Source organism: Pseudomonas sp. NFR09 (assembly GCF_900111535.1).
GTDB classification, from domain to species: Bacteria; Pseudomonadota; Gammaproteobacteria; order Pseudomonadales; family Pseudomonadaceae; genus Aquipseudomonas; species Aquipseudomonas extremorientalis.
In genome coordinates this window covers 635,504-659,181 of record NZ_FOIH01000003.1, presented here as the reverse complement: position 1 = coordinate 659,181, position 23,678 = coordinate 635,504, and the positions used below count along the sequence as shown (strand labels likewise).

Here is a 23,678-nt window from a genome sequence, read left to right as displayed (position 1 = left end):
CAGTAGAAGCCATGTTGCCAGCATTGTGCAAATGTAGGACTTCCTAAATGCGTGTAGTATTTTTCTGTTGGGTTTAATGTGAGTTGTTCTTTGTGGTGTATTTTTGCATTGCACGCATGATAAGCGCAGTGGGGCTTATGTCTGGAGTTTGGGAGCACATACGCGTCACCTTGCAATTACTATTTTTTTTGAGTCGCCAGTTCATAGATTATGAGCACTATCAGCACGCCTACCGTGAATGAGTACAGCAGCAACGCATTTATCGAGATCGGTTGCTTGTACACATACACAGCGATCACAAGCTGCGTGATGGGCAATACGAATTGAAATAAGGCTGCCTGGGAAAGTGGGATTCTGCCGATGGCGTAGGCAAACATTATCAAGGGCACGACCGATATTACGCCTGCCAGGGGAATCAGCCACTGAGCCTGAGTTGACATGGGATCTGGCCAGGCAAGGCTCCATCCAAGCAGCGCAACAGCGAGCACGATGGCGAGTGTTAAAAACAGAGTCTCGACGAACAAGCCCTCTACCGCATTCAACGGCGTGGCTTTTTTGATGCAGGTGTAACTCCCCCAAGTGACGGCGATCAGCACGTAAATCCAGTGGTTGAGCTCGCTGCTGGTTAGCGCCAGCAGCAAGGCTGCGGCCATGATAGTCAGCATTGAAACAGTCTGTGCAGGCTTGAGCTTCTCGCGGTAGAAAAAGACGCCCATCGTTATCGATAAAAACGGGGCAAGCAAATAGCCGAAGCCACTTTCAAGCACATGGCCGTGCAGGGATGCCCATATGAAGGATCCCCAGTTAACGGCTACCAAAAAAGAAGCAGTGCAGTGCAGGCCTAAGGTGCGGATATTGAGCTTTACGAGGTGACGAAAGCCTTGGCCAAACCCAATGATCACAGCCAGTGCGAGCAGGGATAACAGGACCCTGTAGGCAACCAGAACCTGGGGCGTGAGTTCGTTCAGCTCTCGCCAGTACAGCGACGATACCCCAAGGAGAATATTGGCAGCTAAGCCGCTGGAGGCCGCCAATAGATAGGTAAATGAAGGCTTGGTCATATCGGCCGCACGCAGGGGAATCTGCTGCAGCATCGTTGTTTTATTGCGCAGTGAACAGGGACGTTCGCCCCGTTCACATTTTTTCAGAATTGACTGAAAGACATCATCCCACTCACTGCCTATCATGCCCATCGCCCACCCGGCTCTGGGGACTGTTGCAGCGCAAGGATTGCGCTGGTGAGCCGGGTGGGTACTTCAGTTCATGCCAGCAGCGCCTGGGTGCATTCATCGATGGAGCGCTGCTGCGTCTCGCCATACAGTTTCAATTCATCAATCGTTCGCTGGCCCAGTGCCTGTTCGAACTCGGCCTGGTTCGAGTTGGCTGCGTAGTGACTCTGCGCCGCATCCCCCAGGTTCGACTGGAAAATCCCCGCCGCGCTCACCGGCAGAAAATCTTCATACACCAACGGTTCCACGTCGATGTGGCCAGCGGCGATCAGTGCCTCCAGGGTGCGTGGTTGATCGGCGCTGCCGCGTGCCGCCAGGCCTTGCTCGGTGGGGAAGTAGCGGTAGTAGGCCAGGCCCTGCTCGCGCATCTGGGCATGGTTGTCCGGAAAGGCCTGGAAGTGTTGCTCCATCAATTCGACATAGCGCGCAGCGTTGCCTTCGTTGGGGAAGGCGCCCAGTGCGTCGCGGGCGGCGTTCAGCAGTTGGTCGTAGAGCGCGCGGCCTTTGGGCGTCAACGCCACGCCGCGTTGTTCGATTTCGCCGAAGCGTGCGCTGTGGCTGCCTTGGGCGTCGGTGAAGGCGATGGGTTCGTCCAGGGCCTTGAAGCTGGTCTGGCGCAGCAGGATCGGGCAGTGGCGGCGCGGCGGGCCTTCGATCACGGCCTTGGGCGTGATGCCTTTGCCGGGCATGGCGGCCTGGACCTGGTCGATGTCCAGGGTGCGTGGGGTCAGGTGGTTGATGTGCGGGCCCTTGAAGGCGACCACGTCGGCGATCAGGCGGTGCTGGTCGCTCAGTTGCTGGTACTGCGCGCCGGTGACGGTGGCGGTGTGATGCCAGCGGAAGGTTTCCAGGGCCTGGCGGATGAATTCGTCGGCATCCTGGGCGTTGAGTCCGCCCTGGTTTTCGGCTTGTTCAATCAGCGCCAGGGCGCCGGGGGTGAAGATCGAACGCTTGGCCAGGGCGGTTTCGGCGAAGGCGCGCAGGTCGGGGTTTTCGATCAGTTCCAGGCGCAGCAATGAGGTGAACACGCGAAACGGGCTGGTCTGCAACGCCTGTTCATGCACGGCGCGAAACGCGGTGGAGTGTACGGGCACGCCAGCCGGGGTCAGGTCGTAGTAGCCCACCGGCTGCATGCCCATCACCGCGAACAGGCGGCGGATGGTGGCCAGCTCGGTGGCGGTGCCCAGGCGGATCGCGCCGTGGCGTTCCATGTCCAGGCGCTGGATTTCGCCGGTGCGTTGCAGCTGTTGCGCCAGCAGCGGTTGGGTGTCGAGCACGTGCGCATTGGTCTCGGCCACCAGCTCCATCAGCGCGCCATACAACGGAACTTCATCTCGGTACATGTCGGACATGGCCTTGGAAAAGCCCTTGCGGATCTCGTCGGGGCTGACCTGTGCGGTGCTGGGCATAGAAAAATTCCTGATGGCGGGGGCGAGGATAGTGGCCTTTTGCTGGATTTTGTTGAGCGCAACGCCGCCTTGCAAACGAAGATTCTTCAGGACTTCATTCTGCAAATGAATGAGATGACGTGAAGATGACAAAAAACGGCCCGTGTGAAATTTCATTTTCGGGCGTTTTTCCTAACTAATTCTTCACGAAGTCCGCCCCGGCCGGCGTGAAAGAATCGTCACGTTTGCAAGGATGAAAACGCCGTTATGCACACCAGACACATAAAAAAATGTTTAGGGGCTGTCGTTAATGAAAATTTCTACACTGGCGTTGTCGATCACCGCCGCCGTTCTTGCACAACAGGCTTACGCCGATGACTTCGGGCTCGGCTCGCTGGGCACCGGCAACGGTCACAGCGGCTTCCTTGAAGACAGCCATGCGTCTGTCAGCTCACGGACCATGTACTACAGCGCGGATAACCGCTCGGGCACCAACAACGATCTGCGCGAAGCCGCCACAGCGCTGCGTTTTGACTACAAGTCCGGCTTCACCCAAGGCACCGTTGGCCTGGGTTTCGATGTCATGGCCTTCGGCGCCCTGCGCCTGGACGGTGGCGACGGCCACACCGCGGGTCCGGGCCTGGCGGGTAACGGCAACAGCTTCTTCCCGACCAGGAACAATGGCACTGAACCGGCCGACTCCTTCGGGCGCGCCGCCGGCAATGTGAAGTTCCGTATTTCCCAGACCGAGTTGCACGTCGGTGGTGGCCTGGCGCCGGTGCTGCCGATCCTGGTGTCCAACGACAGTCGCGTGGCACCGCAGACCTTTGATGGCGGTATCCTGACCTCCAACGACATTCCCAATGTCACCTTCACCGGTGGTGAGCTGAACCGCGCCGAAGGCCGTGCTTCCAGCAACTCCACAGGCCTGAGCGTGGCCGGTGGTACTCGCGACAGCGACAGCTTCAAGTTCGGTGGGGTGGACTACAAGCCGTTTGGTTCTTCCGACAACGTGATCGCGAAAAACCTGACGTTGCAGTACTACTACGCCCAACTGCAAGACTTCTACAAACAGAACTACGTTGGCCTGGTCCATACCCTGCCGCTGGGCAATGACCAGTCGTTCAAGACCGACCTGCGCTACTTCGACAGCCGCAGCGACGGCAAGAACGGCGAAAGCGGCTACCAATTCAACAACAACGGTGGCTACGCCAAACACGCCGGCGAAGTCGACAACAAAACCTACAGTGCGGCCTTCACCTACCAACTGGGCGGCAGCAGCTTGATGCTCGGCCACATTGGCGTAGGTGACGACGGCGGTTTCGTCTGGGTCAACCAGGGCAGCCTCGCCGACCCGCATGCCCAAGGCGCCGGCGGCAGCGACTTCTACCTGTTCACCGACGCCGTGGTCGGCCAGTTCTCCCGCGCGGGCGAGCAGGTCAACTTTGGCCAATACACCTATGACTTCAAGGCGTACGTACCTGGGCTGAAGGCGTCCGTGGCCTACCTGGACGGTTCGGACATCAAGGCCAAGGTCGCCGGCGGCCCTGACCAGAAGGAAAACGAAGCCGACTTCCGCCTGGACTACGTGGTGCAGGCAGGTCCCCTGAAAGGCTTCGGTACCACCTTCCGTACCGGCACCTACCACGGCAAGAACACCGGCACCGCCGACCAGGACCAGACCCGTCTGATCTTCAACTACACCTACGCCATCTTCTAAGTCTTCATGTGCACCCGGGCGTCATTGGGCTCTACACTGCCTCTCACCTGATAGGCGCTGGAGGACCCGATGACGGCCACACCCGACACTCGAATGCTTGAGACAACCGAAGGTCAGCGCCTGGCGCAGCAGGATGCCGAGCGCTGGCGCGAGTGGGGTCCCTATCTGAGCGAACGCCAATGGGGCACGGTGCGCGAAGACTACAGCGCCGACGGCGACGCCTGGGCCTACTTCCCCCATGAACATGCACGCAGCCGCGCCTACCGCTGGGGCGAGGATGGCCTGGCCGGTTTCAGTGACAAGGCGCAACGCTGGTGCCTGGGCCTGGCCCTGTGGAACGAGCGCGACGCGATCCTCAAGGAACGCCTGTTCGGTCTCGACAACGCCGAGGGCAACCACGGTGAAGACGTCAAGGAACTGTACTTTTTCGTCGACGGAGTACCGAGTCATGCCTACATGCGCATGCTCTACAAATACCCCCATGCCGCCTTTCCCTACGCCGACCTGATCAGCGAAAACGCCCGCCGTGGGCTGGCTGATGCCGAGTACGAGATCCTCGACACCGGCGTGTTCGAAGACAACTGCTACTGCGATGTCAGCGTCGAGTACGCCAAGCACCAGCCCGACGATATCTTCATGCGCGTCACCGTGCACAATCGCTCGGACCAGCCGACGCGGCTGCAGGTGCTGCCGCAACTGTGGGCGCGCAATGACTGGAGCTGGACCTTTGACGCGCCCAAGCCGCAGTTGATGTTGGACGGGGAGCAGGTGCTGGCACGTCATCCGGAACTGCCGGACCGTCATCTCGGCGCCTGGGGCCAGGACGGGCTGGAGTGGCTGTTCTGCGAGAACGAAACCAACTACCCCAGGCTGGATGGGCAGCCGGCGCCGGGGCCGTTCAAGGATGGGATCAACGATTACGTGGTCGAGGGTGTTCACTCGGCAATTCGGCGTGACAGCGGTACCAAAGTCGCGGCGCGTTTCGTTGTCGAACTGGCCGGGATGGAAAGTAAAACGCTCTACCTGCGCTTTGCCCCTGTCGACGCGCCACAGGTCAACGCGCGCAAGCTGTTCGAACAACGCCGCCAGGAAGCGGATGACTTCTACGCCGCCCTGCAACGTGGCATGGCCGACGACGATGCGCGCAATGTGCAGCGTCAGGCACTGGCCGGGTTGCTGTGGTCCAAGCAGCTGTACTATTTCGACGTCAACCAATGGCTCGACGGCGACCCCGCACAACCCGCGCCGCCGCCCGAGCGCCTGCATATCCGCAATACTCATTGGCGCCACCTGTCCAACTTCGACATCCTCTCCATGCCCGACACCTGGGAATACCCGTGGTATGCCTCGTGGGACCAGGGCTTTCAGGCAGTGGCCATGGCGCTGATCGATCCGGCGTACGCCAAGCAGCAGTTGTTGCTGCTGGTGAAGGACCGCTTCATGCACCCCAACGGCCAGTTGCCGGCCTACGAATGGCGGTTCGACGACGCCAACCCGCCGGTGCATGCCTGGGCCAGCTGGCGGGTGTACCAGCAGGACAAGGCGCTCAACGGCGTAGGCGATATGGATTTCCTTGAGCGGATCTTCCACAAGCTGCTGCTGAATTTTTCCTGGTGGGTCAACCGCAAGGACGCCGAAGGCCGCAACCTGTTCCAGGGCGGTTTCCTGGGGCTGGACAATATCGCCTTGTTCGACCGCTCCGCCGCACTGCCGCCGGGGTATCAACTGGATCAGGCCGACGGTACGGCGTGGGTCGCGGCCTATGCACTGGACCTGATGCGCATCGGCCTGGAGCTGGCCAAGCGCAATGCGGTATACGTTGACATCGCGGTGAAATTTTTCGAGCACTTCCTGTATATCGCCGGCGCCATCAACCGTGTCGACGACAGCGCCGAAGGCCTGTGGGATGAGCAGGACCTGTTCTTCTACGACGTGCTGCACCGCCCCGATGGCCAGAACGAACCGGTGCGCCTGCGTTCGATGGTTGGCCTGATGCCGCTGTTTGCCGTACTGGTGCTGGAGCAGCGTGAACATGAAGGCCTGGAGGGGTTGCGCGAGCGGCTGCTGGGGTTCATGAAACATCGGCCGGACCTGGCCAGGCTGGTTTCACGCTGGAACGAACCGGGGCAGGGTAATCGCCTGTTGCTGGCGCTGCTGCGCGGCGAGCGGACCAAAGACCTGCTGCGGCGCATGCTCGATGAACAGGAGTTCTTGTCGACGTTCGGCGTGCGCTCCTTGTCCAAGGCGTTCGCCGAGCAACCGCTGGCGTTGAAGATGAATGGCAACACCCTCAGTGCGAGCTACCAGCCGGGTGAATCCGACTCGCGGCTGTACGGTGGCAATTCCAACTGGCGCGGGCCGTTATGGATGCCGGTGAACTACATGCTGATCGAGTCGCTGCGCGAATTTCACCGTTATTACGCGGACAACTTCTCGGTGGAGTACCCGGCGGGCAGTGGTTATCTGGCGTCCCTGGAGGACGTGGCCGACAGTCTGAGCCAGCGGCTGACGCGGTTGTTCCTGAGGGATGAAAACGGCTCCCGGCCGTCGATGGTGGGATATGCGCCGTTGGAGGCGGATCCGGCAAGTCGCGATCTGGTGCTGTTCCATGAGTACTTTCATGGCGAAACCGGGCGTGGGCTGGGGGCTTCGCATCAAACCGGGTGGAGTGCGTTGGTGGCGTTGTTGCTGCAACCCAAATAAAAATCCCGCCTGTAAAGGCGGGATCGGGATTCAGGGTTGCCCGTGAATCAGGAAGGGAACAGCTCGCTCAGCTTCATGGCCAGCATCATGTCGCCTTCGGTGCGCAGCTTGCCGCCCATGAAGGCCTGCATGCCGTCGGTCTCGCCGCTGACGATGCCTTTCATGGTTTCTGCGTCCATCACCAGGGTGACCTGGGCGTCCGGGTTTTCACCTTCCAGCAATTCACAGGTGTTGTTTTTCACTACCAGCGAGAAGTTCTGGGTGTCGTCGATGCGGAAACCGAACACCAGGTCCAGGCCGTCAGCGGCGGCTGGGTTGAATTTGGCTTTCATTGCTTCTACAGCTTTGGCTACGTCAGTCATGGTTTCGATCCTTTAGGGTAGAGTCCAGTGACCTTGGGGTCACGGTTGGCCGCAGTTCATCGGAACGTGATGAGCTGCGGCGCCTTCAACAGTTGCAAGTGGGTATGGCTGTTGAAGGAAGCCAGTGCCACCTCGCGACCGCGGAATTTCAGCTGGTTGAGCGAGGTGTTAACAATTTGCCAGTTCAGTTCGAAGGCTTGCGCGGCAGGCATTCGGGTGATCAGGTGGAGCAGGGCGGTGATGGTGCCGCCGGAGGTGAACACCGCGATCTTCTGCGTGTTGTCCGCCGCCTCAAGGATGCGTTGCAGGCCACCTTGCACGCGTTCCACGAAGCCCAGCCAGCTTTCCAGTCCCGGTGGATCATAAGTGCCGGCCAGCCAGCGCTCGATGATCAGCGCGAAGATGCGCTGGAATTCGCTGCGGTTCTGCGCGGCATTGCGCAGGATCTCCAGGGCTTCGGGTTCGGTGGTGAGCAGGTCGGGAAGCAGGGCGCGGATGATTGCGTCGGCATCGAATTCGTTGAACGCGCTGTCGACTTCCAGCGCCGGCACCGGCAGGCCGAGGGCGTGGTACTGATCGAAGGCGGCGCTGGCGGTGTGCTGCTGGCGGCGCAGGTCGCCGGCCACGCAGCGGTCGAACACCAGGCCCATGTCCGCCAGGTGGCGACCGAGCACTTGCGCCTGCTCCACGCCGACGGGCGACAGGACGTCATAGTCGTCTGCACCGAAGGAGGCCTGGCCATGTCGAATCAGATAGATGCTGCCCACGTCCGTTTTCCCGGTACGTTGAAAGTCTGGCGAGGTTATGAGGATGCCTGCGAGCTGTCAATGAAAAAACATACGCTTGTTTTAAAAGCTCGTTGGAGCCTGTAGTTGCTGGCGGTTTGATCACTGGCCCGAACGCGGTGCCGCCGGTATGCTGGGGCAATCCGCGCCCGGCGCACTGCACTTGTAAGGAGCAACATGGATTTTTTGGCCGAATATGCGAGCTTTCTGGCGAAGACCGTCACCCTGGTGGTCGCTATTCTGGTGGTATTGATCAGCTTCGCGGCGCTGCGCAGTAAAGGGCGCCGCAAATCCGCCGGCCAGTTGCAGGTCAGCAAGCTCAATGATTTCTATAAAGGCCTGCGTGAGCGCCTGGAGTCGAGCCTGCTCGACAAGGACCAGCTCAAGGCCTTGCGCAAGTCCGAAGGCAAGGCCGAAAAGAAGAAGGGCAAGCAGAAGGCCGAGGCCAAGCCACGGGTGTTCGTGCTGGACTTCGACGGTGACATCAAGGCCTCGGCCACCGAAAGCCTGCGCCACGAAATCACCGCCTTGTTGAGCCTGGCCACCCCGAAAGACGAAGTGGTGCTGCGCCTGGAAAGCGGAGGCGGCATGGTCCACAGCTACGGCCTGGCCTCGTCGCAACTGGCGCGTATCCGCCAGGCGGGTGTGCCGTTGACCGTGTGCATCGACAAGGTCGCGGCCAGCGGCGGCTACATGATGGCGTGCATCGGCGAGAAGATCATCAGCGCGCCGTTTGCCATCCTCGGCTCCATTGGCGTGGTGGCGCAGTTGCCGAACGTCAACCGCCTGCTGAAGAAGCACGACATCGACTTCGAAGTACTCACCGCCGGCGAGTACAAGCGCACGCTCACCGTGTTTGGCGAAAACACCGAGAAGGGCCGCGAGAAGTTCCAGGAAGACCTGGACATCACTCACCAGTTGTTCAAGAACTTCGTGTCGCGTTATCGCCCGCAGTTGGCAATCGATGAAGTCGCCACCGGAGAAGTGTGGCTGGGTGTTGCAGCCCTCGACAAGCAACTGGTCGATGAACTGCAAACCAGTGACGAATACCTGGCCACCAAGGCCAAGAGCGCCGAGGTGTTCCACCTGCACTATGCCGAGCGCAAGAGCCTGCAGGAGCGTGTGGGCCTGGCGGCCAGCGGTTCGGTGGACCGGGTACTGTTGACCTGGTGGAACCGGTTGACCCAGCAGCGGTTCTGGTAAGGCTGATCAGCGGTGCGCAGGTTTTATTGAAGCCTGTTGCACCGCTGGGATTGGTTTGCTCATCAACATCCCCACCACCAACGCTCCGAGCAACCCCAACAACCCCGCCACCCACAACACCCCGCTGAAGCCACCCACAAAGGCCTGCCGTGCCAGCGGCTGTACCACCGCCCGTGCCGATTCCGGCAACAAGCCCATCGCCGCCGGCATATCCCCGGCCACCACGCGTGACGCAATCGCGTTTACCTGTGCCTGCCATTGCGCGCCAATGCTTGCACTCAACAGCTGTTCGCTATGACCGCTCAACAACGCCCCATACACCCCAATCGCCAACATGATCGCGCTGAAGCGCATGGTCGTGCTCATGCCCGACGCCATTCCCGCGCGGTCCCGTGGTACGCAGGCCATGATGTTTTTTTGCGTATCGCCATTGAGCAAGCCGGCACCGGCGCCCGTAACGGCAATCGCCAGGGCGAAGGGCAGGTAGCCGCCGACGTTCACTGCCCAGGCACTCAAGAGGTTGCCGCTGCCCACCAGGGTCAACCCGGCGGCCATCATCGTCGCCGGGGCAAAGCGTGCGGCCAGGCGTGCGCCGATGCGCGGACAGATCAGCATGGTCAGCGCAAACGGCAGCATGCCCAGGCCCGAGGCGATCGCGGAAAATCCCAGGCCGTTCTGCAGGTAGAACGGTAGCAGCGTCATCATCACCTGGGCACAACCGGCATAGGCGAACATCCCCAGCAGCGCACCGATAAAGCGTGGGTGGCGGAACAGTTGCAGGTCGACCATGGGCCGCCGTTGCACCCGTTCGACGAGTACAAACACGCCCAGCAAGACTGCGCCACCGATCAGGCGGGCGTAGGTCAACGGATTGTCCCAACCGATGCGGTTGGCTTCGATCAGCCCCCAGATCAGGCACAGCAGGCTGGCGCTGAACGCCAGGCTGCCCCACGGATCGAGCCGCGCGGATTGGGTGTCGCGGGATTCCGGGATGGCGCGCAGAACCAGACTCATCAACATCAGCCCCACCGGCAGGTTGAGGTAGAAGATCCAGCGCCAGCCCAGGTACTGGGTGATCAGGCCGCCCAAGGTCGGTGCGGCAGTCATCGCCACGCCCATGCACGCGCCCCAGAAGGCCCAGGCCTTGGCGCGCTCCACCTCGTCGTGGAAGGTATGGCCGATGGAGGCGAGGGCGGATGTGAGCAACAGCGCCGCGCCCACGCCTTTGACCGCGCGGGCGCTATCGAGGAGCAGCGCGGTGGGTGCTGCCCCGCAACCCAATGACGCCAGGATGAAAATACTCAGGCCCCAGACCAGGGTTTTCTTTCGCCCGAACCGGTCGGCAATGCTCCCGGCCGGAAGCAATAGCGCGGCGAACGCCAGCATGTAGGCGCTGACCACCCATTCGATGTCGGCGAAGTTCGCCCCCAGGTCGCGGGCGATACTCGGCAGGGTCACGGCGACGATATTGGTGTCGAGCACGATCAGCGAGCAGACGCCGGACGCAGTCAGCAAGGTCAGGCGTGGGCTGACCCGGCTCATGGTTGAATTACCTCAAAGGCAATAGGGGGGATACGGTTGACGGACATCGCAAGGGCTCTCTAGTGTTGTGGTTTGTCTCAGCATATCCGCGCTGCCCATTGGCTTTATTAGCCAGGCCGACTCGTTTCATTACCTTTGAGCTAATCCAGAGATGGACATCCGTCATTTTCGCTATTTCCTGGCCGTTGCCCGTCAGCGCAATTTCACCCGCGCCGCCGAGCAGCTGGGGATCGCACCCCCGACCTTGAGTCGGCAGATCCAGGATATGGAAACCAGCCTGGGCACACGTCTGTTTGTTCGTCAGCAGCGGGAAGTCAGCCTGACCGAGGCCGGTGCCGCGCTGCTGATCGAAGCGGAGGCGACGGTGCGTCAGTTCGAGTTTGCCCAGCGCAATGCCCAGCGTGCCGGGCGTGGCGAGATCGGCCATCTGGAGTTGGGCTACGTGGCTTCCGCCGTGTATTCCGGCGTGTTGCAGCGGCAGATGCAGGGGTTCTGCCAGGCGTTTCCCGATGTCAGCGTGAACGTGCGTGAATGTGCCATGGCCATACTGCCGGGTGCCGTTGCGGACGGGCGCTGCGATATCGGCTATGTCCGTTCGCCGATGACCTTGCCGGACGGTGTGGAAGCAGTGCGCCTGGACAGTGAAGGTTTTGTGCTGGCGTTGCCGCAGGATTCATGGCTGTTGGGTTTGAAAGTCATCCACTGCGAGCATCTGCAAAACGAGACCTTCATCCTGCCGGAGCAGATCAGCGGCACGCTGCACGTCGCGGCCCAAGGTGGTTTTGCGCCGCGCCTGGGGCCGCAGCCGGGTGGGTTGGTGGCGGTCGTCGCGCTGGTGTCATTGGGGCAGGGCGTGGCGGTGGTGCCGGCGTCGGTGGTGGGGCATGTGAGCTTGCCGGGAGTGGTGTATCGCCCGATTCAGGGCAGCGAGGCGGCGTCCTGGTTGTCGTTGATCCACCGGCGCTTCGAGAAAGCGCCGGCAGTGGTGCGGTACATACAGTTGGTCAAGGCTCAAGCACTACCTTGAGGGACTTGTCGCCGCGCTCCATCACTGCGAACGCTTCCTTGAAGTCCGCCAGGGCGAACTTGTGGGTGACCACGTCGCGCATGTCGATCTTGCGGTTGCCGATAAAGTCGATGGCGCGCGGGTACATGTAAGGCCCCAGGTGCGAGCCGAGCACATCCAGTTCCTTGCGGTCGCCGATGATCGACCAATCCACCGTAGCCTCGTCATTGAACACGCTGAACTCGACGAACCGCCCCAGCTTGCGCAGCATCGCCAGGCCCTGGTTCACGGCCTTGTGATGACCGGTGGCTTCGATGTAGATGTCGCAGCCGTAGCCATCGGTGATGTCGCGGATCTTCGCCAGTGCATCGACTTCGGCCGGGTTCCACACTTCGTCGGCGCCCATGCGCAGGGCGAGGGCGGCGCGTTCCGGTTTCATGTCCAGCACGATGAGTTTCTTCGGATTGCGCATGCGCACCGCACCAATGATGCCCAGGCCCAGGGTGCCGGCGCCGGCGACCACCACGACATCGTCGAAATCCACATTGGCGCGCTCGGCAGCGTGCAGTGAGCAGGCCAGGGGTTCGATCAGGATCGCTTCATCCGGGGCGATGGAGTCCGGGACCTTATGGATGATGCCTTCCTTGGTGAAGATCATGTACTGGGCCATGGCGCCCTGCACGTTGTTCTGGAAGCCATACAGGTCGTGTTTCTGGCACATCCAGTACTGGCCGTGGTTGCAGAAGCGGCAGCCCCAGCACGGCACGATCTGCTCGGAAATGACCCGGTCGCCGATCTTCACGCCGCGCTTGTCCGCGCCGGGGCCCAGGGCGACCACGCGGCACACGAATTCATGGCCGGGGATCATCGGCGGTTTCACATAGCGTGGTTGCTCGGCGTCGCCCCAGAACGACGGCGCGCCGCGATAGGTCTTGATGTCGCCCATGCAGATCCCGCACAACTCGACCTTGGTGAGGATTTCCTCGGGGCCGGGGGTGGGCACGTCGACGGTTTCCAGCCGGTAGTCTTCCGGGCCATGGCAGACCACGGCCTGCATGGTTTTCGGGATGACGGGGTGCAGGTGTTCTTGCGGGCGTTCGGTGACGGTGGACATGGCAGGCCTCACAACAAAGATGAACGGATCGCTCCCATGCGGGGAGCGATCAACCGGCTACGGCTTACTTGGCGCCGCTGACTTGCTTGTACAGCGCATCGGCGTTGGCGTTGGTTACTGGCACCCAGGGCAGGATGTAGTTCTTCGCGGTGCCGTCAGCCCATTGCACATCCTTGGCATAGCGTTCCCAGATCACCGACCGGGGCTTGTAGTCGCTGCCGGCCAGGGCGCGCAGGGCCACGTCCAGCGCACCCTGGGACTGGGCCTGGGCATCCTGCAGGAAGGTGGTGACTTCGTCTTTTTTCGCGGCCTGGATGGCATCCGGCATGCCGTCGATGGAGGTAACCGGTACATCCTTGGACGTCAGGCCGTGGGATTTCAGGGCCTGTACCGCGCCTAGGGCCATGTCGTCGTTCTGCGCGATGACGCCGTTGATGCCTTTGGGGTGGGCGTTCAGCCAGTCCTCCGTCAGCGCCATGGCCTGGGCGCGGTCCCAGTTGGCGGTTTTTTTCTCGATGATCTTGATGTCCGGGTGCTTGCCCAGCACTTCCAGCTCGCCTTTTTCCCGGTCGATCTGTGCCGACTGGCCAATGGGGCCCTGGATGATCACTACATTGCCCTTGCCGTTGAGTTTGTCGACCATGGCCTGGGCCTGCAGGCGGCCGCCCTCTACATCGTCGTTACCCACGTAGGGGACGGCGGCATCGGCAACTTTCGTATTGGAGGCGATGACCACCACGTCGTTACTCATGGCCTGCTTCACGGTGCCGACGCCAGCCTTGGTGTCGATGGGCACGAAGAGGATGGCGTCGTAGTGCTGGGTCACCATGTTTTCGATCTGGTTGTTCTGAGTCAGTGCGTCGTAGTTGCCGTCGAATACGGTCAATTGCACGGTGCCGTCTTTCACGGCGGGGTGCTCCTTGAGTTCGCGTACCCAGTTCTGCATGAATTGGCCCTTGAGGCCGTAGACCGCGGCGCCGACCTTGTAGGTCTTGCCGTCGGCGGCCAGGGCGATGCTGCTGGCGAGGAGGGAGAGGGCCGCAGCGGCGGCGAAGGTCGTAGCAAGTTTCATGATGAGCACCCCGTTTATTGTTGTAGTCAGTCGTTCATTCATTGCCTTGTGTTGATCATATGTTTATCAAATGAAAATCTGATCAGTCAAATGCTTTCGTATAAAACGCAGAAATAGGCTGATTTATTGGTTTTTAGGGCTTTGTACCAACGATTAGTAGGTATTTATGCTGATAATAATTTCATGTAATGATCAAATGATCGTACTGGCTTCGAAGGTTTTACAGATCTTGTAATAGTTTTGGGTTGTGGGGATTTTCCCTTTCGACTGTACGATTCAAGTCCTTTTGTCATTGCAGGATTTGCATGAACACCCTCTCGGAGCCTCCCAGTCGTCTTTCCCCAAGACATCCTCTGTCGTTGTTCCCGCTGAAGCACCCCGTATTCCGACTGCTAACCTTTTACCGGTCCACTGACCGCACTCTGCCGTGCCCGGCATTCTGAAAATCGATGACTGAAGAGACTCAATAAATGGAATGGTTAGCGGATCCAACGGCCTGGCTCGGCCTGTTGACCTTGATTGTGCTGGAACTGGTACTGGGCATCGACAACCTGGTGTTTATCGCGATCCTGGCGGACAAGCTGCCGCCGGAGCAGCGTGACCGTGCGCGCTTGATCGGCCTGTCCCTGGCGTTGCTGATGCGCCTGGGCCTGTTGGCGAGTATTTCCTGGTTGGTGACCCTCACCCAGCCGTTGTTCGAGATGTTCGACAAGAGCTTCTCCGGCCGCGACCTGATCATGCTGTTTGGTGGTGTGTTCCTGCTGTTCAAGGCCACCATGGAATTGCATGAACGCCTCGAGGGGCATGTGGCCCAGCGCACAGGCAATGTGGCCTACGCGATGTTCTGGCCGATCGTGGCACAGATCGTGGTGCTCGACGCGGTGTTCTCCCTGGATGCGGTGATTACCGCCGTGGGCATGGTGGACGAACTGGCGGTGATGATGATCGCGGTGATCGTGTCCATCGGCCTGATGATCGTGGCGAGCAAGCCGCTGACACGCTTCGTCAACGCGCACCCGACGGTGATCATGCTGTGCCTGGGCTTCCTGATGATGATCGGTTTCGCCCTGACCGCCGAAGGCCTGGGGTTCCATATTCCCAAGGGTTACCTGTACGCCGCCATCGGCTTCTCGATCCTGATCGAAGTGTTCAACCAGATCGCCCGTTCACGCCGCAAGAAGTCGGCGCAAGGCGTGTTGCCGGTGCGCGAGCGTACCGCCCATGCTGTGATGCGCCTGCTCGGCGGTCGCAGCCTGGCGGTGGAAGAGGTGGGTGAAGAGGTGGCCGACCTGCTCGGCGAGCCGGATGCCACCCAGGGCCCGCTGTTTGATCGACGTGAGCGCGTGATGATCAGCGGCGTGCTGCAACTGGCCGAGCGACCGATCCGCACGCTGATGACGCCGAGAGCCAAGGTCGACTGCATTGATCTGGCGGACGACCCCGACAGTATCCGCCTGAAACTGATGCACTCGTCCTATTCGCGACTGCCGTTGATCCGCAATGGCGCCGTCGATGAGCCGCTGGGCTTCGTGCACAAGAAGGAGTTGCTCAAGGAGTACCTGGCCGGCAACGAGCCGAACCTGGAGCACCTGGCGCGTCGGGCGATCAACTTGCTCGACAGCTTTTCGGTCCTCAATGCGCTGGAGCAGATGCGCCAGGAATCCACGCACATTGCGTTCGTCATCAACGAATTCGGTGACTTTATGGGCGTGTTGAGCATGACCGACATTCTCGAGTCCATTGCCGGTGAGTTGCCGGATGCCAGTGAAATCGAGGGGCCGGATATCGTCGAGGAAGGCGATGGCTTTCGCGCCAATGGTGCCTTGAACCTCAACCTGGTCCGCCAGCGTACCGGTTTCAAGGCGACGGCGACCGAGGACTACCAGACCCTGGCCGGTCTGGTCATGAGCCTGCTCGACCGCCTGCCAGTGGTGGGCGATAGCCTGGAACATGAGGGCTGGCGCATGACGGTGGCGGCGGTGGAAGAGCGGCGGGTGACGCAGGTTTGCCTGGTGCCTATACACCAGGCGTAACGGCGGGTAGTTGGCTGTATTGCTCGAAGGCGCTTCGCAGCGCTTGCTCGCCAAGGCCGGGAAGGGCTTCGAGCAGTACCTGATTGCGGTAGATCAACAGCATCGGGATACGGTCGACCCTTGGGTGTGGAGGCGTGTCCATACAATCAAGAATCAAGATTTTGACCTGCTCCTTGTAGTGCTCGCTGATGCGCATGAAACGCGGCATCGCATCAGTGCAAGCCGTGCATTCATGTGACATGAAAACCACAAATACGGGTTGTGGGGTGTTCAGTTCGCGCTCAAACGCAGCTTTGTCTGCAATCACGGCATTCACATAGCTCATCGATATTTCCCTCCAGGCCTGGCTCACGCTAAGCCGGGGGGGCGTCAGTCGTCTACTGTCAACCTTCACAGGTCCCGGTCACGCTCCAAGCGTTCGCGGGCTTTGCGCGCCTGGCTTGCGCATTTCTTGTATTCCAGATTGTCCCTTGAGGCCTTCGCCTGACGGTAGCCGTGGTGGTTCTGGCTTGTGTAATTGGTGCTCAGGGCTTCGTTGAGCTTGCGCAGTTCGGCCTTGCATTCGCGTCGGTCGTTGCTGGCCGAAGCGCTGCCGGCCACCAGAAAGGACAGCAAAACCAGGGTGAGGCGGAAGTTCATCGGGGTGGAGTCCTTGTCGGAATGAATGTGCCAAGGCTAGCCCAGCGCGGGGATTTTTCCACGCGACAGCCGCACCGCAACGGTGCGTGGTAATACTGCTGTAGCGCACGCAAGTGTGGCGTGTCACCGCCGTGTGGGGCCTTGGGTAGCAAAGAGATTTCAAGTGCTGGCTTAACGCCTGGTTACGGATCTTCATTTATCTATCTGATCTAAAACAGATTTATTCATGCCGTGTTTTTCTGTTAGCGCGTGTGGCACACTTTCTGCTGTCTGTTCCGTTGTTACATACTAAGTTCCGGTATAGCGGAATACACAACTCCTGGAGTGCTTGTCATGCATCACCGACCTTCTGTATTCAAAGCGTGTGTTTTTCTCTTCGCCGCATCGGCTTCCCTCGCAAGCCAAGCGCAAGCGGCGGACAGCAAGCTCGATGATGTGCTCAAACGTGGGCATCTGATCGTGGGTACAGGCAGTACCAATGCGCCGTGGCACTTCCAGGGAGCGGATGGCAAGTTGCAGGGTTTTGATATCGACATCGGCCGCATCGTGGCCAAGGGCTTGTTCAATGACCCGAGCAAGGTCGAGTTCGTGGTGCAATCCTCTGATGCGCGGATTCCCAACCTGCTGACCGACAAGGTCGACATGAGTTGCCAGTTCATCACCGTCACCGCCAGCCGCGCGCAGCAGGTGGCCTTCACCCTGCCGTACTACCGCGAAGGCGTGGGCCTGCTGCTGCCCAACAACAGCAAGTACAAAGAGATCGAAGACCTGCAGGCCGCCGGCGACAGCGTCACCGTGGCCGTGCTGCAAAACGTGTATGCCGAAGAGCTGGTGCACCAGGCCCTGCCCAAAGCCAAGGTCGACCAGTACGACAGCGTCGACCTGATGTACCAGGCGGTGAACTCCGGTCGCGCCGATGCCGCGGCCACCGACCAGTCCTCGGTCAAGTACCTGATGGTGCAAAACCCAGGTCGTTACCGCAGCCCGGCCTACGCCTGGAGCCCGCAAACCTATGCGTGCGCCGTCAAGCGTGGCGATCAGGACTGGCTGAACTTCGTCAACACCGCGCTGCATGAAGCCATGACCGGCGTGGAGTTCCCCACCTACAAGGCCTCGTTCAAGCAATGGTTCGGCGTGGATCTGCCGGAACCTGCGATCGGCTTCCCGGTTGAGTTCAAGTAAATCGAAAACCTGGGGCGTCGCTGACGGCGCCCCAATCAGGTACTGCTGACCATGAACTATCAGTTGAACTTTGCCGCCGTGTGGCGCGACTTCCCCAGCTTGCTGGCGGGGCTCGGCCTGGGCCTCGAGCTGGCGCTGCTGTCGATCGCGATCGGCTGCGTGATCGGCCTGATGATGGCATTTGCCATGCTGTCGAAACACAAGGCACTGCGCGTGCTGGCCTCGGTGTATGTGACGGTGATCCGCAATACGCCGATCCTCGTGCTGATCCTGCTGATCTACTTCGCCTTGCCCAGCCTGGGCATCCGCCTGGACAAGATCCCGTCGTTCATCATCACCTTGTCGTTGTACGCCGGGGCTTATCTGACCGAAGTATTTCGCGCCGGGCTGCTGAATATTCCCAAGGGCTTGCGTGAAGCCGGGCTGGCCATCGGTCTGGGCGAGTGGCGTATCCGTGCCTACATCACCGTGCCGGTGATGCTGCGCAATGTGTTGCCCGCGCTGTCGAACAACTTCATTTCGCTGTTCAAGGACACCTCGCTCGCCGCCGCCATCGCGGTGCCGGAGCTGACCTATTACGCCCGCAAGATCAACGTCGAGAGCTACCGGGTGATTGAAACCTGGCTGGTCACGACCGCGCTCTACGTGGCCGCCTGTTACCTCATTGCCATGCTGCTCCGTTACCTGGAACAGCGCCTGGCGATCCGTCGTTAAGAGAGGTTTCCATGTACGAATCCCCCAGCTGGCTGCATGAGTTGTGGATCGCCCGGGATACCCTCTGGGCGGGCTTTCAGGCCAGTGTTTATGTGTCCGCATTGGCGATTATCTTTGGCACCCTGATCGGCATAGTCGCCGGGTTGATCCTGACCTACGGCAAATTCTGGATGCGTGCGCCGTTCCGGCTGTACGTCGACCTGATCCGGGGCACGCCGGTGTTTGTGCTGGTATTGGCGTGCTTCTACATGCTGCCGGCGCTCGGTTGGCAGATCACCGCGTTCCAGGCCGGTGCGGTCGGGTTGACGCTGTTCTGCGGTTCCCACGTCTCGGAAATCGTGCGCGGTGCGCTGCAAGCCATTCCCCGTGGGCAACTGGAAGCGGGCAAGGCGATTGGCCTGACGTTCTATCAGTCCCTGGGTTATGTGTTGCTGCCCCAGGCGCTGCGCCAGATCCTGCCGACCTGGGTCAACTCCTCCACGGAAATCGTCAAGGCCTCGACCCTGCTCTCGGTGATCGGCGTGGCCGAGTTGCTGTTGAGCACTCAGCAAGTGATCGCACGCACCTTCATGACCCTGGAGTTTTACCTGTTCGCAGGCTTTATGTTCTTTGTCATCAACTACGCCATCGAGTTATTCGGGCGCTACATTGAAAAGCGGGTGGCCTTGCCATGAACCAACCTCAAACCAACCCACCACTGCTGAACATTAGCGGCCTGCGCAAGCAGTACGGCCAGGTGGAAGTGCTCAAGGGCGTCGACCTGTCGATGCAGCGCGGTAACGTGGTGACACTGATCGGCTCCAGCGGCTCGGGCAAGACCACTCTGTTGCGTTGCGTCAACCTGCTGGAAGAGTTCCAGGGCGGGCAGATCACCCTGGATGGCGAGTCCATCGGCTACAGCGAAGTTGCCGGCAAGCGGGTGCGTCACCCCGAGCGCGTGATTGCCCAGCATCGTGCCATGACCGGCATGGCATTCCAGCAGTTCAACCTGTTCCCGCATTTGACGGCGTTGCAAAACGTCACCCTGGGCTTATTGAAAGTTAAGAAAATGCCTAAGGACGAGGCGGTGGCGCTCGCGGAAAAATGGTTGGATCGTGTAGGACTTCTGGAGCGTCGTAACCACTTTCCCGGCCAGTTGTCGGGCGGCCAGCAACAACGTGTGGCGATTGCCCGCGCGATTGCCATGAACCCCAGCCTGATGCTGTTCGACGAAGTCACCTCGGCCCTCGACCCGGAGCTGGTGGGCGAAGTCCTCAGCGTGATCAAGGGCCTGGCGGAAGAGGGCATGACCATGTTGCTGGTCACCCACGAAATGCGCTTTGCCTATGAAGTCTCGGACAAGATCGTGTTTATGAACCAGGGCCGCATTGAAGAGCAGGGCACCTCGAAGGACATCTTCGAGCGCCCGCAATCGCCGCGCCTGGCGGAATTTCTCAAGAACATTCGTTTTTAATCAGGAGCCTGTTGTTATGAGCATTACTCGTTATGGTGCCGGCAGTACTGCCGGCGGCGGCCAACCCCGTCCTTTCGCCCGCGCCGTGGAAGCGGACGGTTGGTTGTACGTCTCGGGCCAGGTGCCTGCGGTGGATGGCGAAATCATCACTGGCGGCATCATTGAGCAAACCCGGCAGACCATGCGCAACGTGGTGGCGATCCTCGAAGAGGCTGGCTACGAATTGAAAGATGTGGTGCGCGTGGGGGTATGGCTGGAGGACCCGCGGGACTTCTGGAGTTTCAACAAAGTCTTCGGCGAATACTTCACCCCGGAACACGCCCCGGCGCGGGCCTGTGTGCAGGCGAACATGATGGTCGACTGCAAGGTGGAGATCGATTGCGTGGCCTACAAGAAAAAGGGCTAAATGCCCCATTCTTGAAACCACGGAAAATCCAATGTGGGAGAGGGCAAGCCCCCTCCCACAAGGATCTGCGCAGATCACAGCATTTTTACAGGAATCGAAGGCTGCCATGACCGAAGACACCATCAAACGCCGCGCCAAAGGCCTGGACCGGGCATTCGATATCCTCGATTTTCTCAAGGAAATCGGCCAGCCCCTGCGCCCGAATGATATTGCCAGCGGCATCGGCAGCCCCAAATCCACCGTCTACGAATTGGTCGCGTCACTGCTGGAGCGACGCATCCTGGAAACGGTGGGCAAGGACGGTCACGTCTACCTCGGCCGCCAGCTGTATTTCCTGGGCCAGGCACACCTGCGGCATTTCGACCTGACCCGCGAGGCCGACCACGCCTTGCAGGAGATCGTCAGCCAGACCCACGAAACCGCGCAGATGTGCCTGCTGAACGGGCGCAAGTACACGGTGGCGCTGATGCGCGAGGGCGAGCGGCATTTTCGTATTTCTTCGGACATCGGCGAAAACGCGCCGATCCCCTGGACCGCTTCCGGGCGCCTGTTGCTGGGGCACTTGAGCGACCAGCAGATCGTCGACCTGATCGATCACGATGACTTTATCCTGCCGGATGGCCAGCGCTTGCCGCTGGATACCTTCCTGGCACAAATCCGTCAGGCCACCCTCGATGGTTTCTTTTCCTTCGACAGTGTGGCCGACACCTTTACCCATTGCTTTGCCGCCCCGGTGCGGGACGCGCAAGGCATCAGCATTGCGACCCTGTGCATCGTCGCCCCGCGCGCCGATGCGATCAAAAATTACAACGACTATCGCCGGGTGTTGATTGAAAGTGCCAACAACCTGGCCCGTCGCATCAACGAATAGGAGCATTTCATGTCTGCCATCAATGCCGTTGAAAAAGGCGCCGCCGCCGTCGGTGCCCATCTGGTCCGCGACGTCAGCCTGCCGGCCCTGGTGCTGCACCGCGATGCGCTGGAACACAACATCCGCTGGATGCAGGACTTTGTCAGCAAGAGCGGCGCGCAGCTCGCGCCCCACGGCAAGACCAGCATGATGCCGGCGCTGTTCCAGCGTCAGATCGAGGCAGGCGCCTGGGGCATCACCCTGGCCAACGCCGTGCAGACCCGCGCCGCGTATGCCGGTGGCGTGCGCCGCGTGCTGATGGCCAACCAACTGGTGGGCGCGCCGAACATGGCATTGATCGCTGATCTGCTGGCCGACAAGGACTTCGACTTCCACTGCATGGTCGATCACCCGGACAACGTCGCCGACCTGGGGCTGTTCTTCGCCGCCCGTGGCCTGCGCCTGAACGTGATGATCGAGTACGGCGTGGTCGGCGGCCGTTGCGGTTGCCGCAGCGAGCAGGAAGTGCGCGAACTGGCCAAGGCAATCAAGGCCCAGCCGGCCCTGGCCCTTACCGGTATCGAAGGCTATGAGGGCGTGATCCACGGCGAGCACGCCATCAGTGGTATCCGCGATTTCGCCGCGAGCCTGGTGCGCCTGGCGGTGGATTTGCAGAACAACGGCTCTTTCGACCTGCCCAAGCCCATCATCACCGCGTCGGGCTCGGCCTGGTACGACCTGATCGCCGAGTCGTTCGAAGAACAGAACGCCGCCGGCCGCTTCCTCAGTGTGCTGCGCCCCGGCAGCTACGTGGCCCATGACCATGGCATCTACAAAGAAGCGCAATGCTGCGTGCTCGACCGCCGCAGCGACCTCGACGAAGGCCTGCACCCGGCCCTGGAAGTCTGGGCGCATGTGCAGTCGTTGCCCGAGCCGGGCTTTGCGGTGATCGCCCTGGGCAAGCGCGACGTGGCCTATGATGCCGGCCTGCCGGTGCCGCTCAAGCGTTACAAGGCCGGTATCCTGCCAGCGGAAGGCGATGATGTGAGCGCGTGCAAGGTGACGGCGGTGATGGACCAGCATGCGTTCATGACGGTGGCGCCGGGGGTTGAACTGCGTATTGGTGACATCATTTCCTTTGGCACTTCGCACCCGTGCCTGACCTTCGACAAGTGGCAGGTCGGTTGCCTGGTGGATGAGCAGTTGCAGGTGATTGAGTCTCTGCCTACCTGCTTCTAGACCGCGTCGATCCCATCGGGGGCAAGCCCCCTCCCACAGTTTGATGTGTGAACCCATTCCAATGTGGGAGGGGGCTTGCCCCCGATGAGGCCATCAGTCACTCCCGAGACAATCGCTATGAGCACCCAACCCCGCATCGCCCTGATCGGCGAATGCATGATCGAACTGCAACACCGTGCCGACGGTAGCCTGCACCAGAGCTTCGGCGGCGACACCCTGAACGCGGCGGTGTACCTGCGCCGCGAGTTGGGCGATACCGGCGGTGTCGACTACGTCACTGCCCTGGGCGATGACAGCTTCAGCGATGCCATGTGCCGGCAATGGACTGACGAAGGGTTGGGGGTGGGCATGGTCCAGCGCCTGCCCGGACGTCTGCCGGGTTTGTACTGCATCCAGACCGATGCCAACGGCGAGCGCAAATTCTTGTATTGGCGCAACGAAGCCGCCGTGCGCGACTGCTTCACCACGCCGGCAGCCGAGCCGATCCTGGCCGCGCTGCCGGGCTATGACGTGGTGTATTTCAGCGGTATCACCCTGGCCGTGCTGGGTGAAATCGGCCGCGAACGCTTGCTGCAAACCCTGATCGAAACCCGTCGGCGCGGGGGCAAGGTGGTGTTCGACAACAACTACCGGCCGCGACTGTGGACGAGTGTCGAGGCGGCGCGTGCTGCGTATGGGCGTGTCCTGGCCGAAGTGGATATTGCCTTGCTCACCGAGGATGACGAGCGTGCCCTGTTTGGCTATCCCGACAGCGAGCAGGTGTTGACGGCGTATCCGGATATTAAAGAGGTGGTGCTCAAGCGTGGCGCGGATGCGTGCCTGATACGCTGCAACGGCGAGCGCTTTTGCGTGCCGGCGATCAAGGTGGAAAAGGTGGTGGACACGACAGCGGCGGGGGATTCGTTCAGTGCGGCGTACCTGGCCGGGCGGCTCAAGGGAAGCTCGCCGGAGCAGGCTGCATTGGCTGGGCATCGGTTGGCCAGTCGGGTTATCCAGGTGCCGGGGGCGCTGATTCCCCGGGGGTGAATGGCCGCCTGC

General features: G+C 60.7%; 22 protein-coding genes. 13 read left to right on the top strand and 9 right to left on the bottom strand.

Annotated features, from left to right (window positions below):
- Nucleotides 1-179: 179 nt before the first annotated feature.
- Nucleotides 180-1,193 carry an EamA family transporter gene (locus tag BMX59_RS10410; protein ID WP_139212864.1) on the bottom strand — a complete coding sequence of 338 codons (1,014 nt, stop codon included), beginning with the start codon at nucleotides 1,191-1,193 and terminating at the stop codon, nucleotides 180-182.
- Nucleotides 1,194-1,261: 68 nt separating this feature from the next.
- Nucleotides 1,262-2,638 carry a 2-oxoadipate dioxygenase/decarboxylase HglS gene (locus BMX59_RS10405; protein WP_093121251.1) on the bottom strand — a complete coding sequence of 459 codons (1,377 nt, stop codon included), beginning with the start codon at nucleotides 2,636-2,638 and terminating at the stop codon, nucleotides 1,262-1,264.
- A gap of 289 nt (nucleotides 2,639-2,927) precedes the next feature.
- Here BMX59_RS10405 and BMX59_RS10400 point away from each other — a divergent pair, with 289 nt between their 5' ends.
- Together BMX59_RS10400 and BMX59_RS10395 are read left to right on the top strand one after the other, a co-directional pair.
- Nucleotides 2,928-4,337, top strand: coding sequence for an OprD family outer membrane porin (locus BMX59_RS10400; RefSeq protein ID WP_092244382.1), 1,410 nt, complete (start codon nucleotides 2,928-2,930; stop codon nucleotides 4,335-4,337).
- 69 nt (nucleotides 4,338-4,406) lie between these two features.
- Complete coding sequence (locus BMX59_RS10395) at nucleotides 4,407-7,040, top strand: MGH1-like glycoside hydrolase domain-containing protein (RefSeq protein WP_092244379.1); 2,634 nt, start codon at nucleotides 4,407-4,409, stop codon at nucleotides 7,038-7,040.
- A gap of 47 nt (nucleotides 7,041-7,087) precedes the next feature.
- On the opposite strand, the gene BMX59_RS10390 is transcribed toward BMX59_RS10395, so the two are convergent.
- On the bottom strand, nucleotides 7,088-7,402 hold the full coding sequence (locus BMX59_RS10390) for an SCP2 sterol-binding domain-containing protein (protein WP_071493079.1): 315 nt from the start codon (nucleotides 7,400-7,402) through the stop codon (nucleotides 7,088-7,090).
- 56 nt (nucleotides 7,403-7,458) lie between these two features.
- The gene (locus BMX59_RS10385) at nucleotides 7,459-8,169 is read right to left on the bottom strand and encodes a histidine phosphatase family protein (protein ID WP_092244376.1); all 711 of its coding nucleotides are present in this window, start codon (nucleotides 8,167-8,169) and stop codon (nucleotides 7,459-7,461) included.
- Between the two features lie 195 nt (nucleotides 8,170-8,364).
- On the opposite strand from BMX59_RS10385, the gene sohB reads away from it, so the two are divergent.
- The gene (sohB, locus tag BMX59_RS10380; protein WP_071488016.1) at nucleotides 8,365-9,390 is read left to right on the top strand and encodes a protease SohB; all 1,026 of its coding nucleotides are present in this window, start codon (nucleotides 8,365-8,367) and stop codon (nucleotides 9,388-9,390) included.
- 6 nt (nucleotides 9,391-9,396) lie between these two features.
- Here sohB and BMX59_RS10375 read toward each other — a convergent pair whose 3' ends face one another.
- Complete coding sequence (locus BMX59_RS10375; RefSeq protein ID WP_093121250.1) at nucleotides 9,397-10,932, bottom strand: MFS transporter; 1,536 nt, start codon at nucleotides 10,930-10,932, stop codon at nucleotides 9,397-9,399.
- 151 nt (nucleotides 10,933-11,083) lie between these two features.
- On the opposite strand from BMX59_RS10375, the gene BMX59_RS10370 reads away from it, so the two are divergent.
- Nucleotides 11,084-11,959, top strand: coding sequence for a LysR family transcriptional regulator (locus BMX59_RS10370; protein WP_093121249.1), 876 nt, complete (start codon nucleotides 11,084-11,086; stop codon nucleotides 11,957-11,959).
- Here the strand turns inward: BMX59_RS10370 and BMX59_RS10365 are convergent.
- Together BMX59_RS10365 and BMX59_RS10360 are read right to left on the bottom strand one after the other, a co-directional pair.
- A complete protein-coding gene (locus BMX59_RS10365) occupies nucleotides 11,937-13,052 on the bottom strand; it encodes an MDR/zinc-dependent alcohol dehydrogenase-like family protein (protein ID WP_093121248.1) in 1,116 nt (371 codons plus the stop codon). The two genes, BMX59_RS10370 and BMX59_RS10365, sit on opposite strands and share 23 nt — an antisense overlap.
- Nucleotides 13,053-13,116: 64 nt before the next feature.
- Nucleotides 13,117-14,124 carry a substrate-binding domain-containing protein gene (locus tag BMX59_RS10360; RefSeq protein WP_092244364.1) on the bottom strand — a complete coding sequence of 336 codons (1,008 nt, stop codon included), beginning with the start codon at nucleotides 14,122-14,124 and terminating at the stop codon, nucleotides 13,117-13,119.
- A 470-nt stretch (nucleotides 14,125-14,594) separates the two neighbouring features.
- On the opposite strand from BMX59_RS10360, the gene BMX59_RS10355 reads away from it, so the two are divergent.
- On the top strand, nucleotides 14,595-16,157 hold the full coding sequence (locus BMX59_RS10355; protein WP_093121247.1) for a TerC family protein: 1,563 nt from the start codon (nucleotides 14,595-14,597) through the stop codon (nucleotides 16,155-16,157).
- On the opposite strand, the gene BMX59_RS10350 is transcribed toward BMX59_RS10355, so the two are convergent.
- Complete coding sequence (locus BMX59_RS10350; protein ID WP_093121246.1) at nucleotides 16,141-16,482, bottom strand: thioredoxin domain-containing protein; 342 nt, start codon at nucleotides 16,480-16,482, stop codon at nucleotides 16,141-16,143. The two genes, BMX59_RS10355 and BMX59_RS10350, sit on opposite strands and share 17 nt — an antisense overlap.
- A gap of 65 nt (nucleotides 16,483-16,547) precedes the next feature.
- Nucleotides 16,548-16,796 (bottom strand): hypothetical protein, encoded by a 249-nt coding sequence (locus BMX59_RS10345; RefSeq protein WP_093121245.1) that lies wholly within the window; start codon nucleotides 16,794-16,796, stop codon nucleotides 16,548-16,550.
- Between the two features lie 333 nt (nucleotides 16,797-17,129).
- On the opposite strand from BMX59_RS10345, the gene BMX59_RS10340 reads away from it, so the two are divergent.
- The 8 genes from BMX59_RS10340 (at nucleotide 17,130) to BMX59_RS10305 (ending at nucleotide 23,666) form a co-directional block, all read left to right on the top strand.
- The gene (locus BMX59_RS10340) at nucleotides 17,130-17,978 is read left to right on the top strand and encodes a transporter substrate-binding domain-containing protein (RefSeq protein WP_092244352.1); all 849 of its coding nucleotides are present in this window, start codon (nucleotides 17,130-17,132) and stop codon (nucleotides 17,976-17,978) included.
- Nucleotides 17,979-18,029: 51 nt separating this feature from the next.
- The gene (locus tag BMX59_RS10335; protein ID WP_025857547.1) at nucleotides 18,030-18,692 is read left to right on the top strand and encodes an amino acid ABC transporter permease; all 663 of its coding nucleotides are present in this window, start codon (nucleotides 18,030-18,032) and stop codon (nucleotides 18,690-18,692) included.
- 11 nt (nucleotides 18,693-18,703) lie between these two features.
- Complete coding sequence (locus BMX59_RS10330) at nucleotides 18,704-19,366, top strand: amino acid ABC transporter permease (protein WP_016976586.1); 663 nt, start codon at nucleotides 18,704-18,706, stop codon at nucleotides 19,364-19,366.
- Complete coding sequence (locus BMX59_RS10325) at nucleotides 19,363-20,145, top strand: amino acid ABC transporter ATP-binding protein (protein WP_071488005.1); 783 nt, start codon at nucleotides 19,363-19,365, stop codon at nucleotides 20,143-20,145. Before BMX59_RS10330 ends, BMX59_RS10325 begins: the two co-directional genes overlap by 4 nt.
- Before the next feature lie 16 nt (nucleotides 20,146-20,161).
- Nucleotides 20,162-20,551 (top strand): RidA family protein, encoded by a 390-nt coding sequence (locus BMX59_RS10320; RefSeq protein WP_010210958.1) that lies wholly within the window; start codon nucleotides 20,162-20,164, stop codon nucleotides 20,549-20,551.
- Nucleotides 20,552-20,657: 106 nt separating this feature from the next.
- Nucleotides 20,658-21,422: an IclR family transcriptional regulator gene (locus tag BMX59_RS10315; protein ID WP_058424172.1), complete on the top strand. Its 765-nt coding sequence runs from the start codon at nucleotides 20,658-20,660 to the stop codon at nucleotides 21,420-21,422.
- 9 nt (nucleotides 21,423-21,431) lie between these two features.
- Nucleotides 21,432-22,640 (top strand): amino acid deaminase, encoded by a 1,209-nt coding sequence (locus tag BMX59_RS10310; protein WP_093121244.1) that lies wholly within the window; start codon nucleotides 21,432-21,434, stop codon nucleotides 22,638-22,640.
- 117 nt (nucleotides 22,641-22,757) lie between these two features.
- On the top strand, nucleotides 22,758-23,666 hold the full coding sequence (locus BMX59_RS10305) for a sugar kinase (protein ID WP_092244346.1): 909 nt from the start codon (nucleotides 22,758-22,760) through the stop codon (nucleotides 23,664-23,666).
- Nucleotides 23,667-23,678 lie beyond the last annotated feature (12 nt).